This window comes from Pseudomonas sp. W4I3 (genome assembly GCF_030816195.1).
In the GTDB taxonomy this organism is placed as follows: Bacteria; Pseudomonadota; Gammaproteobacteria; order Pseudomonadales; family Pseudomonadaceae; genus Aquipseudomonas.
On the sequence record NZ_JAUSXS010000001.1, the window covers coordinates 3,963,261 to 3,979,546 of the forward strand.

13 protein-coding genes and 1 pseudogene are annotated in these 16,286 nt (G+C 61.3%); 3 read left to right on the forward strand and 11 right to left on the reverse strand.

The window, feature by feature from the left end; all coding sequences use genetic code 11:
* The first annotated feature begins 187 nt into the window (after positions 1–187).
* Positions 188–1,132, forward strand: a complete 945-nt coding sequence (locus tag QF045_RS17890; protein ID WP_306493397.1) for an aliphatic sulfonate ABC transporter substrate-binding protein — start codon at positions 188–190, stop codon at positions 1,130–1,132.
* Between the two features lie 457 nt (positions 1,133–1,589).
* On the opposite strand, the gene QF045_RS17895 is transcribed toward QF045_RS17890, so the two are convergent.
* The gene (locus tag QF045_RS17895; protein WP_306493398.1) at positions 1,590–2,774 is read right to left on the reverse strand and encodes a sugar transporter; all 1,185 of its coding nucleotides are present in this window, start codon (positions 2,772–2,774) and stop codon (positions 1,590–1,592) included.
* Positions 2,775–2,977: 203 nt separating this feature from the next.
* Positions 2,978–3,977 (reverse strand): annotated as a pseudogene (locus QF045_RS17900) (bile acid:sodium symporter family protein).
* Positions 3,978–4,062: 85 nt separating this feature from the next.
* Here QF045_RS17900 and QF045_RS17905 point away from each other — a divergent pair.
* Both QF045_RS17905 and QF045_RS17910 read left to right on the forward strand, forming a co-directional pair.
* A complete protein-coding gene (locus QF045_RS17905) occupies positions 4,063–4,851 on the forward strand; it encodes a helix-turn-helix domain-containing protein (RefSeq protein WP_306493399.1) in 789 nt (262 codons plus the stop codon).
* Positions 4,852–4,959: 108 nt separating this feature from the next.
* The gene (locus tag QF045_RS17910; RefSeq protein WP_306493400.1) at positions 4,960–5,391 is read left to right on the forward strand and encodes a hypothetical protein; all 432 of its coding nucleotides are present in this window, start codon (positions 4,960–4,962) and stop codon (positions 5,389–5,391) included.
* 650 nt (positions 5,392–6,041) lie between these two features.
* Here the strand turns inward: QF045_RS17910 and QF045_RS17915 are convergent.
* The 9 genes from QF045_RS17915 to QF045_RS17955 all read right to left on the reverse strand — a co-directional run bounded on the left by QF045_RS17915 (position 6,042) and on the right by QF045_RS17955 (position 16,079).
* A complete protein-coding gene (locus tag QF045_RS17915; protein ID WP_306493401.1) occupies positions 6,042–7,286 on the reverse strand; it encodes a zinc-dependent alcohol dehydrogenase in 1,245 nt (414 codons plus the stop codon).
* Positions 7,287–7,394: 108 nt separating this feature from the next.
* Entirely contained in the window at positions 7,395–8,339 is a 945-nt protein-coding gene (locus QF045_RS17920; RefSeq protein ID WP_306493402.1) for a class I SAM-dependent methyltransferase, read from the reverse strand.
* 11 nt (positions 8,340–8,350) lie between these two features.
* Complete coding sequence (locus tag QF045_RS17925) at positions 8,351–9,730, reverse strand: iron-containing redox enzyme family protein (RefSeq protein ID WP_306493403.1); 1,380 nt, start codon at positions 9,728–9,730, stop codon at positions 8,351–8,353.
* 296 nt (positions 9,731–10,026) lie between these two features.
* On the reverse strand, positions 10,027–11,769 hold the full coding sequence (locus tag QF045_RS17930; protein ID WP_306493404.1) for an ABC transporter substrate-binding protein: 1,743 nt from the start codon (positions 11,767–11,769) through the stop codon (positions 10,027–10,029).
* Positions 11,770–11,929: 160 nt separating this feature from the next.
* Entirely contained in the window at positions 11,930–12,202 is a 273-nt protein-coding gene (locus QF045_RS17935; RefSeq protein ID WP_124387064.1) for a DUF2160 domain-containing protein, read from the reverse strand.
* Between the two features lie 11 nt (positions 12,203–12,213).
* Positions 12,214–13,014, reverse strand: a complete 801-nt coding sequence (locus QF045_RS17940) for a carbohydrate ABC transporter permease (RefSeq protein WP_124387065.1) — start codon at positions 13,012–13,014, stop codon at positions 12,214–12,216.
* Between the two features lie 10 nt (positions 13,015–13,024).
* Positions 13,025–13,891, reverse strand: coding sequence for a carbohydrate ABC transporter permease (locus tag QF045_RS17945; protein ID WP_124363238.1), 867 nt, complete (start codon positions 13,889–13,891; stop codon positions 13,025–13,027).
* Positions 13,888–14,985, reverse strand: coding sequence for an ABC transporter ATP-binding protein (locus QF045_RS17950; RefSeq protein WP_306493405.1), 1,098 nt, complete (start codon positions 14,983–14,985; stop codon positions 13,888–13,890). Before QF045_RS17950 ends, QF045_RS17945 begins: the two co-directional genes overlap by 4 nt.
* Positions 14,985–16,079 (reverse strand): ABC transporter ATP-binding protein, encoded by a 1,095-nt coding sequence (locus QF045_RS17955; protein ID WP_124363240.1) that lies wholly within the window; start codon positions 16,077–16,079, stop codon positions 14,985–14,987. The genes QF045_RS17950 and QF045_RS17955 overlap by 1 nt, the downstream gene beginning before the upstream one ends.
* Between the last annotated feature and the right edge of the window lie 207 nt (positions 16,080–16,286).

Genomic DNA, 16,286 nt, shown 5'->3' on the forward strand with positions numbered 1-16,286 from the left:
GGAATGATCGGTTGAGCGTTGGGCTGGCTACCAGTCTCCTCCAGCCCCAGCAGCCCCTCTTCCACCACCTTGGCGATGCGTGCGTAGTACTCAGGGGAAAAGCGCCCTAAGCTCAGATCGAACGGGTATTTATTAAACGTTTTTCAGATCATTAAGCTGGGCCGTCATAGAGAAAATCGAGCCCGCCATGTCCCTTCGTCGTCCTTTCGCTGTTGCCTTCGGGTTACTCACACTCTGCGTTGCGCTGAGCGCGCCCGCTCAGGAAACCGTACGTATCGGTTACCAGAAATCCTCGACGCTGATCACCCTGTTGAAAACCCAGGGCACCCTGGAAAAAGCCCTCAAGGCCGACCACATCGACGTCAGCTGGCACGAGTTCCCCAGCGGGCTGCCCTTGCTGGAAGCATTGAACGTCGGCAACGTCGATATCAGCGCCGATGTGGCCGATACGGTGCCGATCTTCGCCCAGGCGGCTCAAGCCAAGCTCACCTATTTCGCCCAGGAAGCGCCCTCGCCCGCAGCCCAAGCCATCGTGGTGCGCAAGGACTCGCCGATCCAGCAACTGGGGGACCTCAAGGGCAAGAAAATCGCGGTGACCAAGGCTGCCGGCACCCAATATTTGCTGATCGCCGCCTTGAACAAGGCTGGCCTGGACTTCTCGGATATCGAGCCGGCGTATCTCTCGCCCGCAGACGGTCGCGCCGCGTTCGAAAACAACAAGGTGGATGCCTGGGTGACCTGGGAACCCTTCCTCACCAGCGTGCAGCGCCAATTACCGACGCGCACTCTGGCGGACGGCACAGGGCTGGCCAGTTACAAGCGTTATTACCTGACGGGTACGCCCTACGCCCAGGCCCATCCCGAGGTATTGAAAGTGGTGTATGCACAGCTGGAAAAGGCCGGACAATGGGTAAAAACCCATCCGCAGGACGCGGCGAAAGTACTCGGGCCGTTGTGGGGCAACCTGGATGCGGCAACGGTGGAAGCGGCGAATGCGCACCGCAGTTACCAGGTGCAACCGGTGACGCTGGAGCAGTTGGGTGAACAGCAGAACATTGCCGATGCGTTCTTCAAGGCCGGGTTGTTGCCCAGGGCCGTGGACGCCAAGGCTGTGCAGACCTGGCAGCCGTAAAAAAGCAACCTGTGGGAGGGGGCTTGCTCCCGATGGCGGCCTGACAGCCGACCAGGATGTTGGATCAGAGCGCGTACATATCCGTTGCTGCGGTAACGGCGGCTTAGGGTTCCGCTCTTACAGCGGGTCACTTTGGAAAAGCCCCAAAGTAACCAAAGGGCTCTTGCCCCACCACTCGGCACCTCGCTCACGCTCGGTGTGCCCGTAATCCGACATTGATTTGGGGGGCCGCCGCCACGCGCCATCCATGGCGCGGGGCGGCTAAACCGGCATCCCTGCCGGTTTACCCTCCAAATCAATATCGAATTCCGGCCAGCGTGGTTTAACGGGGCGCCTCAGATCAAAAGCAAGATCAAGAGCGGCTCGCTTCGCATCGTGGTTACCGTAGGCTGCTACAAAGTTGTGTGGTACCTATGCCTGGACTGACTGGCATTAGCACAGGGCCGCCGTCTATTTTTCAACTCTGCACCACACCCGTCCCAAACCGCCGAATCGCCAGGCAATACCCCACCAACGCAAGCGCCGCCAGCAAGCCGCCCGCCGCGCCGATCCAGGCGAAGCCGAAGTGGCTGCCGACCCAGCTGCCCATCAGCGCGCCGCCGCCGATGCCGATGTTGTAGATGCCGGAAAACATCGCCATCGCCACGTCGGTGGCGTCGGGGGCCAGCACCAGCACCTTGGACTGCATCGCCAGGCCAAAACCCATGATCGCCATGCCCCAAAAGATACTCAGGACCACCAGGTAGGATTCGGCGCCGCTCAGCGGCAGCATCAGCGCCAGGCAGGCCGCGAGCAGGAACACGCAGCTGATCACGAACACGTGCGGATTGAAACGGTGCACCAGGCTGAACAGCAGCGAGCCGATGATGCCGGCGCCGCCGAACACCAGCAAAATCAGGGTGACCGCACTGCCGCCCAGGCCGGCGACACCTTCGACGAAGGGTTCGATGTAGCTGTAGGCGGTGAATTGTGCGGTAACGGTCATCGCCGTCAGCACGTAGAGCGCCACCAGTGCCGGGCGCTTGAACAGCAACGGCAGGCTGCGCAGGGAGCCGGAGTTCTGGCTCGGCAGCGGCGGCAACGTGCGCGCCAGCCAGAAGACCAGTGCCGCCGCGAACGCGGCGATCACCAGGAACGTGGTGCGCCAGCCCATGGCCTCGCCGAGCAGGCGACCCAGGGGGATGCCCAGCACCATCGCCAGGGACGTGCCGGTGGCGAGCAGACCGAGGGCCTGCACCTGCTTGCCCGCCGGTGCCAGGCGCACCGCCAGCGACGCGGTGATCGACCAGAACAAGGCGTGGGCCAGGGCAATGCCGACGCGGCTGACCATCAGCAGGCCGAAGCTGGTGGCCACGCTGGACAGGATATGACTGGCGATAAACAGCCCGAACAGCACGATCAGCAATTTGCGCCGTTCGACGTTACGCGTGAGCAGCATCACCGGCAGCGACGTCAGCGACACGATCCACGCATAGATGGTCAGCATCAGGCCGACGCTGGCCACAGGCATGTCAAAGCTGGCGCCGATGGCGCTGAGCAGGCCGACCGGCACGAATTCGGTGGTATTGAACACAAACGCGGCCAGCGCCAGGGCGATGACCGGTTGCCAATTGGCTTGAGGGGTTGCGGCTGAAAGGCTCATTGACGGGCGAGGTACTCTGACGGTGATCAAACGGCCGCGCCGAACAGGCGGGGCCGTTGAACATTCTATAGGTTTCTCGCGCGGCTGTTGGCGCCGATCCCGTCCAGTTATCGCCGAGCCGCTGCGTGCATTTGTCGCAGGGGCAGTTACGTCAATCGGCGCAGCGTTAACGTGAGGCTATTTGCCCGTCGATAAAAACTGACTCACGGATCCACCTGCGTCATCAACTCAGGAATGCTTTCCGGCCGTTTCGCATAGCGCTGGGCCAATGCCGCACACACCATCAACTGGATCTGATGGAACAGCATCAGCGGCAGGATCAGCACGCCCATGGTCGCCCCGGCGAACAGTACCTGGGCCATGGGCACGCCGGTGGCCAGGCTTTTCTTCGAACCGCAGAACAGGATGGTGATGCGGTCTTCCTGGTGTGAAGCCGAACGCTTTGCCCAGCAGCGCGGACGCCACCAGCACCAGCGCCAGCAACACGCAGCACGCCACTACCAGCCCACCCAGCTCCCACAGCGGAATCTGGTGCCAGATGCCTTCGTTGACCGCTTCGCTGAAGGCGCCGTAGACCACCAGCAGGATCGAGCCTTGGTCGACGAACTTGAGCCAGGCTTTATTGCGCCCGACCCAGTCGCCGATCCAGCGCCGGGCGATCTGGCCGGCGACGAAGGGCAGCAGCAGCTGCACGCTGATTTTCAGGATCGCGTCGACCGTGGAGCCGCCATCGCCGTGCACATTGAGCAGCAGGGTCACCAGCAACGGCGTCAGGAAGATACCGAACAGGCTGGAGGCCGCTGCGCTGCAGATCGCCGCCGGGATGTTGCCGCGCGCCAGCGAAGTGAAGGCAATCGCCGATTGCACGGTGGCCGGCAGCGCGCAGAGGTAGAGCATGCCCATGTACAGGTCGTTGCCGATCAACGGTGACAGCAAGGGCTTGAGCGCCAGGCCCAGCAGCGGGAACAGCACGAACGTCAGGCTGAACACCAGCAAATGCAGGCGCCAGTGCCCAGCGCCGGCGACGATGGCGTCGCGCGACAGCTTGGCGCCGTGCAGGAAAAACAGCAGCGCAATGGCCAGGTTAGTGACCCAGCCGAACGCCACGGCAGTCTGGCCGCTGGCGGGCAGCAGCGAGGCGAGAATGACCGTAGCGATCAGGGTCAGGGTGAAATTGTCGGGCAGGAAACGAGGACGGGTCATAAGCAAATCTTCCAGGGGTTGCCAAGAGCGTACTGGCGACTCTAACGTAACCCTCTTTTACCGACTAACGCCAATGAGCCAGTAAATGCCGCCCAAAGGACATGACAAAACCGTGCGACGCACTGTGCCCGGGCTGTCCAGCCTGCCACGGCCGGTGTACGGGCGCACCGAATCGTTGCCGAATCGGGCGCTGACGCGGCGGCATAGCCATCCTTGGGTGCAGTTGTCCTATGCGATTTCCGGAGTGCTGGAGATCCAGACCAGCGCCGGGCGCTTCGTTGCGCCGCCCCAGCGTGCAGTGTGGATTCCGGCGGGCATGCCCCATCGCGTGTACAGCTCGCCCCACACCGAGATGCGCAGCCTTTACCTCGATTGCCGCGTCACCGCGTGGGCGGCCGAGCGTTGTCAGGTGCTGGCGGTGAGCAGTTTGCTGCGCGAGTTGATCCGCAGCTTCAGTGAACTGCCGGTGGAATATGCCGAGGACGGCCCGGACGGCCGCCTGGCCCAAGTGGTGCTGGACCAACTCGCCGCAGCGCCTCAAGTGGATTTGATGTTGCCCTTGCCCCATGACCCGCGCCTGCGCCAGATTTACCGCAGCCTGAGCCTGCACCCGGAGCAGCAGACCACCTTGGGTCAATGGAGCGGTAAGCTGGGGGTGAGTGAAAAAACCCTCAGCCGTCTGTTTCTCCGTGACACGGGGCTGACGTTTCGCGCGTGGCGCCAACGCCTGCGACTGCTCAGCGCCCTGCCCGCCCTGGAGCAAGGCGAACGGGTGACGGATGTGGCGTTGGGCTGTGGTTATGAATCGACTTCGGCGTTTATCAATGCGTTTCGCCAGCAGTTCGACGCCACGCCCGGTGAATTTTTCCGCTGATTTTGCTCGGGCAACCGTGCGTACGGTTCAAATAATCCCCAAACACGCGCTCGGCTGGTATTGTGCCGCGCTTTGAAAGACCGCTACCGACTTGCGAGGAAATGGACGTTGGACACTGACGAAAAAATGACCGGGGACCTGTTCGAGGTTGATAAACGCCTGTCACTCAAGCCCGTGGTGGACTTCAACGCCTACCTGCGCAGCGCCTTTGGGGACGGCCCGTGCACCTGCATTCGTTGCAGCGCCGGCGGTGGCGATGAAACCGGCTATGCGTTCCAGCACACATTTAATTTCGACGGCAAGCCCACGCACCGCCGCTTTGCCTCCACGGCCGGCAGTGATGTGCTGATGGCGCTGAAGAAAGCCTGGTTGTCCTACACCAAAGCGGAGTTGCCGCTTAGCGGTGTGTTGGCGCTGGATACGCTGAAGGAGTTTGTCGAGCCGCAGTTGCACAAGCGCGTGGCGCCACTGCTATTGGCCAGCGGGTTGGTGAAGGATGTCGATGACCAATTGCACCTTCAGCCACAAGCATTGACTTGAACGCACTTCAAATGTGGGAGGGGGCTTGCCCCCGATGGCCATAGGTATCTACACAACGTTGTAGCAGCCTGCGGTAACCACAATGCGAAGCGAGCCGCTCTTGATCTTGCTCTTGATCTTAGGCGCCCCGTTAAACCACGCTGGCCGGAATTCGACAGTGATTTGGGGGGTAAACCGGCAGGGATGCCGGTTTAGCCGCCCCGCGCCATGGATGGCGCGTGGCGGCGGCCCCCCCAAATCGGTGGCGGATTACGGGCACACCGAGCGTGAGCGAGGTGCCGAGTGGTGGGGCAAGAGCCCTTTGGGTTACTTTTGGGGCTCTTTTCCAAAAGTGACCCGCCGTAAGGGCGGAACCCTAAGCCGCCGTTACCGCAGCAACGGATATGTACGCGCTCTGATCCAACATCCTGGTCGGCTGTCAGGCCGCCATCGGGAGCAAGCCCCCTCCCACATTTGGATCGCGCGGCATCAGTCAGATAGCTATAGGCCGCCAGGTCGCCACGGGAGCAAGCTCCTCGCCACAGGTTCAGGGCCATGCCAAAGTTGTGTAGATACCTATGCCCCGATGGCGGTGAGCCAGCTAAGCATTGGTTGGCTGACACACCGCTATCGGGGGCAAGCCCCTCCCACATTGGTTTTGTATTAGCAGATTAAAAACCGGGAACGCCTTGCATGCGGACCTCGGGAGACAGTTCTTCCAGCGGCTCGGTCAACGGCCGGTCGCTGCTACCTGGCAGCAGAATCACCTTGCGGCACTCTTCCTCGCACTTGTCGAACAGCTCATACCCGCGCGCTGCCTGTTCCAGCGATAGTCGGTGGGTGACGATTGCCTCAGGGTTCAGATGGCCCACCTCGATGCGCTCCAGCAGCTCCGGCAGGTAGCGCTGCACATGGGTCTGGCCCATTTTGAAGGTCAGGCCCTTGTCGAATGCGTCGCCAAACATGAAGCCATGGATAAAACCGGCATAGACCCCGGCCACGCTGACCACGCCGCCACGGCGCACGGCAGCGATGCACTGACGCAGAGCCTTGCCGCTGCTGCCTTCGATCTTCAAGGTGGTGAGGATGGTTTCGGTGGTGCTGCCTTTGGCCTCGAAACCCACCGCATCCACTACGCCATCGACACCGCGCATGCCGGCGGTCTGGCGGATGATGGTGTCGGCGGGGTCGTCGTCCTGTTCAAAGTTGATCGGGATCACGCCGTACATCTTTTGCGCGTAGGCCAAGCGGTAAGGGTGATCGTCGACCATAAAGATCTGTTCGGCGCCGAGCATCTGCGCGCATGCCGCGCTGAGCAAGCCCACGGGGCCGGCACCGTAGATCGCTACGCTGGAGCCTTTGCCGATACCGGCATTGGTCACCGCCTGCCAGGCCGTGGGCAGGATGTCGGAGAGGAACAGTACCTTTTCATCCGCCAGCATACCGGGCACCTTGAACGGCCCGGCGTTGGCCTTGGGCACACGCACCAGCTCGGCTTGGCCGCCAGGAATGCCGCCATACAGGCGACTGTAGCCAAATAACGCGGCGCCCGGTGGGATCGCCTTTTTATTCAAGATCGCACCGCGCCCGTCGTTGGTGGTTTCGCAGGCGGCGTACTGTTGTAACTGGCAGAAGAAACAGTCGCCACAGGCAATCACGAACGGAATCACCACGCGGTCGCCGCGCTGCACTGCCGTCACTGCCGGGCCGGTTTCTTCAACGACGCCCATGAACTCGTGCCCGAAGATATCGCCATGCTCCACCGTCGGAATTTTGCCTCGATACAGGTGCAGGTCCGAACCGCAGATCGCGGTGGCGGTGACGCGCAAAATGATGTCGTCGGGCTGCTCGATAATCGGGTCAGGGACCGTATCGACCTGCACTTTGTGGGCGCCTTGGTAAGTCATCGCGCGCATGCTCTGCACTCCTGTGGTTGGGGCTTACTACTTAAGGGCGCGCGCAGTACCGGGGCGTTCCCCCGAACTGCGGCGCAACTGATAAATGGTCGCCTTGAGCCTGAGCGTTCAGCGCAGACGCGTGACGGTGAGCGCCACTACGGCGATCCGCTCGACGCGTTCATAACCCGGTTTATCGAGTTCTTCGCCGAAGACGTCGGGGTCCAGTTCACGGTAAGTCCAGCCATAGGCGTCGCTGGTCAGCAATGGCTTGACCGCCTCCAGAAACGGGTCGCCGCCCGCCACCATGGCCACGCCGGTATACAACACCAGGCTACCGCCAACGGCGAGGCGCCCGAGGGATTCGCTGACGATGCGCACCGACAACTGCTCGCCCAGCGCGCCACCGCCATGACGATAGGCACGCTGGCGGTCGTCATTCATGTAGGGTGGATTGGCGACGATCAGGTCGAACTCGCCCTCGACGCTGGCCAGCACATCGCTTTGGTACACGCTGACGTTCGCCAGCCCAGCCAGCTCGGCATTCACCGCGGTCAGGCGCAAGGCACGGGGGTTGATGTCCACCGCCAGCACCTGCGCGTCCTGCCGCGCATGGGCGATGACCAGCGCGCCCACGCCCGCCCCGCAACCGATGTCCACTGCGCGTTTGAGCGGTTCGAAACGCTGCTGCAGATGGGCTTGGATAACCTGGGCAAATCGATAGCTGTCGGGGCCGAAAAACACCGCGTCCGCCTCAACGGTGGGATAAGGCGAATGGGCAAACAACAGGTCATCCAGGCTCGACCAGCGCACGCTGCTGCGCCACAGCGCATCTTGTTTTTCGATCACCTCGGCCTGCTGCAGCTCGTCACGAAACGCCTCGGGCAACAGCTCGGTGTCGAACGGCATCGACCAGCCGAACACATCGCGCAGGTTCATCGCCAGGGGTGTGCCCAGGCGCCGGAATACGCGCTCGTGGGTCAACGGCGTAGGCGTGATAAACCGGTAGCCGCTCTCCTTCAGGCCTCGGCCGAGGTTCAACAGAGCACGATCAGCCAGTTGTTGTGCAGACATGGACGACTTCCTTAGCGCAGGCGCGCGCGCAGTTGGATAAAACGGCGAGTAGCGTACAACCCTGCCGGGCAGCAGTGTCGCCGCGCCGACATCCACGGGATCAGCGTGCCCAGCTGCTGCTCATCGGGCAGGTTCCACAGTGAATCGGCCAGCGCCTGGGTGTCTGGGTCAGCCGGACGGTGCTGCTCACGGGAAAAACGGCTGCCGCGTCCCGGACGCACCGGCGGCACGCGCTGGGTGCCGATCCAGTCACCGGCGATCCAGTCGTGCAGCACCTGTTTTTCATAACCGCTGAACACGCCAAACATCGCGGCGCCCGCGCCCTCAATCAGCTGCCAGAAGCGGCTTTCAGCAGGGTCCTGGTTGCGTTTGATCCAGCCCTTGTCCTCCATGGCCTTGAGGAAATCGGCGATTTGCCCGGGCTTGGCCAGCCATTGGTTGACGGTCTTGCCTTCGAAGCGGCAATAGTCCGAGTGCATGTGCTGGCCAAAGGTGCGCTTGCGTTCGAGCATGGCCACCACTTCTTCCTGCAGATCGAACTGTTCGATCACCGCAGTGGTGCCGCGGCCAAGGTCGTTGAGGCGATAGCCTGCGGCGACGCGACGATAGAACGCTTCCCTGCCCTCGCCCAGCGGCAGCAGGTTCAACACCGATTGCGCGGCTTTGGCGGCGTGGCCGCTGCTGGGGTTGTCGATGGTCACATGGAGGGTGAAGTAATAGGGGTCGATACCCAGCTCGCTCAGTTCGTAAGCGGTGATCAACAGGTGAAGCGGCAACTGCTCGTAGCCAAGGTTGTAGCCGATGATCTCCGGCAGAAATTCATCGGCGCACAGGCCCAGGGCCAGTTGCAGCGCGCCCTGCAGATAGTGCTCATCCTCAAGCCCGGCCTCGCTGTCGGCGTCGTGCTCGCTGAGCAGCTTGCGATAGATCACCACGTGGTTCTGTGCGGCTTCGCCATCGCCCAGTTCTTCGAGGTAGGTGGTGAGCAGGCCGTCGAAACGCTGGTCCTGCCAATAGTGCAGCAGGCCATAGAGCCACGCGCCGTCCACCTGTTTGGTCGGCGCGACGCGTTGCAGCACATACAAGGCGTGCGCCTTGTTCTGAAAGTAGCGACGGGGTCGGCCTTGCTGACGTTGCTCCAAGTACTCGGCATAGGCCTGGGCCACGGCGGCGCAACGCTGTTCCACCCAGGCCGGCAGCTGTTCGGGCGCATCGGGCAGGTCGCTGGCGCTCGTTTCTACCTGGGCCAATTGGTCCTGCAAGTATTCCCGCGCCAGCTCCATGGCATCCGGGGATTCTCCATACAACTGTTGATAAACCCGTTGATGGCGACCCTGGGCCGCGTCGGTGACAGAGGCCGGTTGGCCCGACAGCGCTGTGAGGAGTGTCATGGTGGCAGTTTCCGCAAAGTCCGTTACAACGGACCACCCCGCAAGGCGGCCCCGCAAAAGCGCTTTGAACCACGCGCTTATAGAATGCAGAGCCTAGGAGGGTGCGAAAAATTCAAATGAGGTTGGGAAAGGAGGGATAAGCGGTCGCTCGGCAAGCTGGGCTCGTGAAGCAGATCCAAATGTGGGAGGGGGCTTGCTCCCGATAGCGGTGGATCAGTGAATACATTTTTCACTGACAAACCGCTATCGGGAGCAAGCCCCCTCCCACACTGGGACTCAGCGCATTGCGCAGCCCTTTATTTGCGCGCCGCCTCCCACTGCTTGAGCAGGTCGTTGTAGCTCACGGTCTCACCTTTGGGCTTCTCGTTCGCCAGTTTTGGCTTCGGCGCGCCAGGCTGGTCGAACCAGTATTGCGCGTCTCGTTCGGGGTTCATTTTCGGGCCGCATACCGGCTGCACTTTGGAGCGTTCCAGGCGCGTCATGATCGCGTCCTGTTCCTTGGCCAGGTTGTCGAGCGCCTGTTGCGGGGTTTTCTCGCCGCTGGCGGCGGCGGCGATGTTGCTCCACCACAGTTGCGCCAGGCGTGGGTAGTCCGGCACGTTGGTGCCGGTCGGGGTCCATTCGACCCGCGCCGGGCTGCGGTAGAACTCCACCAGGCCACCGAGCTTGGGCGCCAGGTCGGTCATGGCCTGGGAGTTGATATCGGACTCACGAATCGGCGTCAGGCCGACGATGGTCTTCTTCAGCGACACGGTTTTGGAGGTCACGAACTGCGCGTAGAGCCAGGCGGCGAGTTTCTGTTTTTCCGGCGTCGACTTGAGGAAAGTCCAGGAACCCACGTCCTGATACCCCTTCTTCATGCCCTTCTCCCAATACGGCCCGACCGGCGACGGCGCCATGCGCCATTTCGGCGTGCCGTCGGCGTTCACCACCGGCAGGCCCGGCTTGGTCATGTCGGCGGTAAACGCGGTGTACCAGAAGATCTGCTGGGCGATGTTGCCCTGGGACGGCACCGGGCCGGATTCGGAGAAGGTCATGCCCGCCGCTTCCGGTGGCGCATAGGCTTTCATCCAGTCCACGTATTTCTGCGTGGCGAATACGGCAGCCGGGCCGTTGGTGTCGCCGCCGCGGGTGACGCTGGAGCCCACCGGGTGGCAGTCCTCCACGCGAATGCCCCACTCGTCCACTGGCAAGCCATTAGGCAGGCCCTTGTCGCCGCCACCGGCCATGGAGAACCAGGCGTCGGTGAAGCGCCAGCCCAGGGACGGGTCTTTCTTGCCGTAGTCCATGTGCCCGTAGATGCGCTTGCCGTCGATTTCCTTGACGTCTTCGCTGAAGAATTTGGCGATGTCTTCATAGGCCGACCAGTTCACCGGCACGCCGAGGTCATAACCGTACTTTTCCTTGAACTTGGCTTTGAGCTCCGGGCGCTCGAACCAGTCGGCGCGGAACCAGTACAGGTTGGCGAACTGCTGGTCGGGCAGCTGGTAGACCTTGCCGTCCGGAGCGGTGGTGAATGACAGGCCGATAAAGTCCTTGAGGTCCAGGGTTGGCGAGGTGAAGTCCTTGCCTTCGTTGGCCATCAGGTCAGTGATGGATTCGGTCTTGCCGTAGCGAAAGTGCGTACCGATCAGGTCCGAGTCGTTGACCCAGCCGTCATAGATGTTCTTGTCGGACTGCATCTGGGTTTGCAGCTTTTCCACCACGTCGCCTTCCTGCAGCAGGTCGTGGGTCAGCTTGATCCCGGTGATTTCGCTGAAGGCCTTGGCCAGCACCTTGGATTCATATTCGTGGGTGGTGAGGGTTTCCGACACCACGTTGATCTTCATCCCACGGAACGGTTCGGCGGCCTTGATAAACCACTTCAATTCCTCCAGTTGCTGGTCGGCCGTGAGGGTAGACGGTTTGAACTCGCTGCCGATCCACTTTTTCGCCGCATCTTCATACGCATCGGCCCAGGCCGAAGCGCTCAAACCACTGAGGGCCAGTACGGCAGCCAATGAAATGCTATGTCGCAGCTTATTGTTTTTATTCAACATAGAGACCTCCTGGTTAATTTCGAACAGGACTATCAAATACCTCCCCCTGTAGGAGCGAGCTTGCTGCGAAAAACTCACAGACCCCGCGCACTACCAGGAGCAACGCGTTATCGTTGACGATTTTCGCGAGCAAGCTCGCGCCTACACGAAGGAGTCGGTGCTAGCCCCAGCGCATCACACTCAACAGCCACACCAGGGACAGCGCGGTCGCTACCCAGATGCTCCAGCCGGTGGCGCCGATTACCAGCAAATGCAGGTAGGCGCTGCCGAGAAGACCGATAAACAAACGATCACCACGGGTGGTGCTGATCGGCAGAAAACCCCGCCGAGGGATACTCGGCGAGCGCAACTCCCAGGTGGTCATGCCCGCCAGAATCAGCGCGATGCCGCCAAAGAACAGTGCAGTCGGGGTGGTCCAGGCCATCCATTCCATCGTCGATTCCTCTAGACCCGGCCCAGGGCAAAGCCCTTGGCCACGTGGTTACGAACAAACCAGATCACCAGCATGCCCGGCAGGATGGTCAACACCCCCGCCGCTGCCAGCACGCCCCAGTCGATACCCGAGGCCGACACCGTGCGCGTCATCACCGCCGCGATGGGCTTGGCGTTGACCGAGGTCAAGGTGCGCGCCAGCAACAGTTCGACCCAGGAAAACATGAAGCAGAAAAACGCCGTAACGCCGATGCCGGAACCGATCAACGGGATGAAAATCTTCACGAAGAACTTGGGAAACGAGTAGCCATCAATGTAGGCGGTTTCGTCGATTTCCTTGGGTACGCCGGACATGAACCCTTCAAGGATCCACACCGCCAGCGGCACGTTGAACAGACAATGGGCGAGTGCCACCGCGATATGCGTATCAAACAGGCCGATGGACGAATACAGCTGGAAAAACGGCAGCAGAAACACCGCAGGTGGCGCCATGCGGTTGGTCAGCAGCCAGAAGAACAGGTGCTTGTCGCCCAGGAAACGGTAGCGCGAAAACGCGTAGGCTGCCGGCAAGGCCACGCTCAGGGAAATCACCGTGTTCAAGCTCACGTAGTACAGCGAGTTGAGGTAGCCGGTGTACCAGCTCGGGTCAGTGAAGATCACCTTGTAGTTGGCCAGGGTGAAATCCTGCGGAAACAGGGTCAGCCCGCCGAGGATTTCGGTGTTGCTCTTGAACGACATGTTCAGCAACCAGTAGATCGGCACCAACAGAAACAGGATGTAGATCAGTAATGGAACCAGCTTGCGCTTGCTCATGTTGGCGGCCTCAGCGGTTGGCGTCGGAGTGGGTCATGGCGGTGTAGAACAGCCAGGACACCAACAGGATGATCAGGAAGTACACCAGCGAAAATGCCGCCGCCGGGCCGAGGTCGAATTGGCCTACGGCCATCTGGGTCAAGGTCTGACTGAGGAAGGTGGTGGCGTTCCCCGGCCCGCCGCCGGTCAGTACGAACGGTTCGGTGTAGATCATGAAACTGTCCATGAAACGCAGCATCACCGCGATCAACAGCACGCTTTTCATCTTGGGCAGCTGGATATGTCGGAAAACCGCCCAGGCCGATGCGCGATCGATCCGCGCCGCCTGGTAGTACACATCCGGAATCGCCCGCAGCCCCGAATAGCACAGCAACGCCACCAGTGAGGTCCAGTGCCAAACGTCCATGACCAGCACGGTGACCCAGGCGTCCATGGTGTTGGCCGCATAGTTGTAGCTGATGCCCATAGCGTTGAGGCTGTAACCGAGCAGGCCGATGTCGGCGCGGCCGAAGATCTGCCAGATGGTGCCGACCACGTTCCACGGAATCAGCAAGGGGATTGCCAGCACGATCAACACCAGCGACGACCAGCGGCCCTTGGTCGGCATGGTCAGGGCGATGGCGATGCCCAGGGGGATTTCGATCAGCAGCACGCAGGCCGAATAGATGAACTGGCGCAGCAGCGAATCATGCAGGCGTGGGTCGAGCAGCACCTGTTTGTACCAGTCGGCACCGACGAAGTAGCGGCTGGACTGGTCAAAAATATCCTGCACCGAATAGTTGACCACCGTCATCATCGGGATCACGGCGCTGAACGCCACCAGCAGGAACACCGGCAGCACCAGCCACCAGGCCTTGTTGTTCTGCACCTTGTTCATGGCAGCACCTCCAGCAGGTAATCGTCGGCGTAGAGCATCAGCCATTGCGCGGGGAAGCTGATGCAGGCTCGGCCTTCGGGCACCGGTTTGTCTTCGGCCAGGCGCACTTTGAGCGTGGCGCCATCAAGGTTGAGGGTCATGATCTTGTAGGTGCCGAGATCTTCCACGTGAGTGACATCGGCCTGCAAGGCGTCAGGGTTGTGCTCGTCCCACACATGGATGAATTCCGGGCGAATACCCACCTGGAGTTTCTTGTAGTCGGTGGCGTTGAGGCGTTGCTGCAACGCCTCGGACAGCGGCAGCAATGTGTTGGCAAACCGCACCCCGCCCGCCTCGGCCTGCACCTCGATCAGATTCATCCCAGGGCTGCCGATGAAATAACCGACGAAGGTGTGGCTCGGCCGCTCGAACAATTCGCGCGGCGTACCGAACTGCACGATCTGCCCGCCGTACATCACCGCGATTTTATCGGCGAAGGTGGAGGCTTCGAGCTGGTCGTGGGTGACGTAGACCATGGTGATATTGAACTGCTCGTGAATCTGCTTGAGCTTGCGCCGCAGTTTCCACTTCAGGTGCGGGTCGATCACCGTCAGCGGCTCGTCAAACAGGATCGCCGACACGTCGTCGCGCACCAGGCCACGGCCCATGGAGACTTTCTGTTTTTCGTCGGCGGTGAGGTTGCGGGCTTTTTTGCTGAGCAGGTTCTGCAGGTCGAGGACCTCGGCGATTTCCTGCACCTTGCTATGAATTTTCGCCTCGGCCATGCCCTGGTTGCGCAGGGGAAACGCCAGGTTATCGAACACCGTCATGGTGTCGTACACCACCGGAAACTGGAACACCTGGGCGATGTTGCGCTTTTCCGGGGTGAGGTCGTTGACCACCTGGGTATCGAACAGCACCTGGCCTTCGGACGGGCTGAGCAGGCCGGAAATGATGTTGAGCAAAGTCGACTTGCCGCAGCCCGACGGGCCGAGCAAGGCGTAGGCACCGCCCTGCTCCCACACGTGGTTCATCGCCCGGATAGCGTAGTCCTCCGGGCCGCTTGGCGTAGGGCTGTAGCTGTGCGCCAGGTTCTGCAAATGGATCTCGGCCATCAGGCAACCCTCGCGACACGGCGCCCGGGGGCCTGGACCAAACGGCCCTGGCCATCGAACACAAACAGTTTATGGGTGGGGATATACACGCGGATCGGCGCGTCGACGTCGTACTCATGCACCCCCGGCAGGTGCAGCACCAGCAGGAAATGTTCGCTGCGCACGTGCAGGAAGGTTTCCGAACCGCTGATCTCGGCGACTTCCACGGTTACCGCCAGCTCCAGGTCGTCGTCGTTGCTGGGCACCAGGCTGATATGGCTGGGGCGCACGCCGAAGCGGAATTCGCCTTCGCCGATGGGGCGCAGGTCGACGTTAAGCGGGAAATGCACGAAGTTGGCGAAACTCACTTCATTGCCGCTGATGCGCCCGGGCATCAGGTTGATCGGCGGTTCGGAAAACAGCTCCGCAGCCAATACGCTTTGCGGCTGGTGATAGACCTCGGCGGCCTTGCCGCTCTGAATCACCCGGCCCTCGTGGAGAATGGTGGTGGTGCCGCCCAGTGCCAGGGCTTCGTTGGGCTCGGTGGTGGCGTAGATAGCGATGGTGTGGCGCGCCTTGAACAGTTCGCGCATTTCCTGGCGCAGCTCTTCGCGCAACTTGTAGTCCAGGTTGACCAACGGCTCATCGAACAGGATCAGCTCGGCGTCTTTGACCAGTGCTCGGGCCATGGCCGTACGCTGCTGCTGGCCGCCGGACAGTTCCAGCGGGTGGCGTTGCAGAAATTTCTCGATGCGCAGCATCCGCGCCGTTTCCAGCACCTTGCTCTGGATCAGCTCGTTGGACACACCGGCCTGGCGCAAGGGCGAGGCGATGTTTTCGAACACGGTCATGGTGGGGTAGTTGATGAACTGTTGGTACACCATGGACACGTTGCGCAAGCGCACCGGTTTTTGCGTGACGTCCACACCGTTCATCAGGATGCGGCCGCTGTCGGGCTTGTCCAGGCCGGCCATCAGGCGCATCAGGCTGGTCTTGCCGGACAGGGTGCGACCGAGCAATACGTTGAAGGAACCGGCTTCGAAACGCAGGTTGGCATCGTCGATCCAGGTTTGGCCTTCGACAACGCGGGAGACATGTTCCAGGGTCAATGACATGACACGACCTTTTTATTATTGGAATGAATCTGGCCAGTTGTCAGAGCGAGTTTCGTGCCAGAAATGGCAGGTGGTTGATCCGTAAGGAAATGGGGTAAATCCGCTGTTCGGGAGTGAACAATTTGGCTGATCAACTGAACAGTCAGGGGGTTGACAATGAACAGTTCTGAACAACACTCTTTGGACCCCGATTGATTGATCAATACA

Coding starts and splice junctions, on each gene's coding strand:
- QF045_RS17890 (WP_306493397.1), top strand. CDS start 188: ATGTCCCTTCGTCGTCCTTTCGCTGTTGCCTTCGGGTTACTCACACTC.
- QF045_RS17895 (WP_306493398.1), bottom strand. CDS start 2,774: ATGAGCCTTTCAGCCGCAACCCCTCAAGCCAATTGGCAACCGGTCATC.
- QF045_RS17905 (WP_306493399.1), top strand. CDS start 4,063: ATGCCGCCCAAAGGACATGACAAAACCGTGCGACGCACTGTGCCCGGG.
- QF045_RS17915 (WP_306493401.1), bottom strand. CDS start 7,286: ATGCGCGCGATGACTTACCAAGGCGCCCACAAAGTGCAGGTCGATACG.
- QF045_RS17920 (WP_306493402.1), bottom strand. CDS start 8,339: ATGTCTGCACAACAACTGGCTGATCGTGCTCTGTTGAACCTCGGCCGA.
- QF045_RS17925 (WP_306493403.1), bottom strand. CDS start 9,730: ATGACACTCCTCACAGCGCTGTCGGGCCAACCGGCCTCTGTCACCGAC.
- QF045_RS17930 (WP_306493404.1), bottom strand. CDS start 11,769: ATGTTGAATAAAAACAATAAGCTGCGACATAGCATTTCATTGGCTGCC.
- QF045_RS17935 (WP_124387064.1), bottom strand. CDS start 12,202: ATGGAATGGATGGCCTGGACCACCCCGACTGCACTGTTCTTTGGCGGC.
- QF045_RS17940 (WP_124387065.1), bottom strand. CDS start 13,014: ATGAGCAAGCGCAAGCTGGTTCCATTACTGATCTACATCCTGTTTCTG.
- QF045_RS17945 (WP_124363238.1), bottom strand. CDS start 13,891: ATGAACAAGGTGCAGAACAACAAGGCCTGGTGGCTGGTGCTGCCGGTG.
- QF045_RS17950 (WP_306493405.1), bottom strand. CDS start 14,985: ATGGCCGAGATCCATTTGCAGAACCTGGCGCACAGCTACAGCCCTACG.
- QF045_RS17955 (WP_124363240.1), bottom strand. CDS start 16,079: ATGTCATTGACCCTGGAACATGTCTCCCGCGTTGTCGAAGGCCAAACC.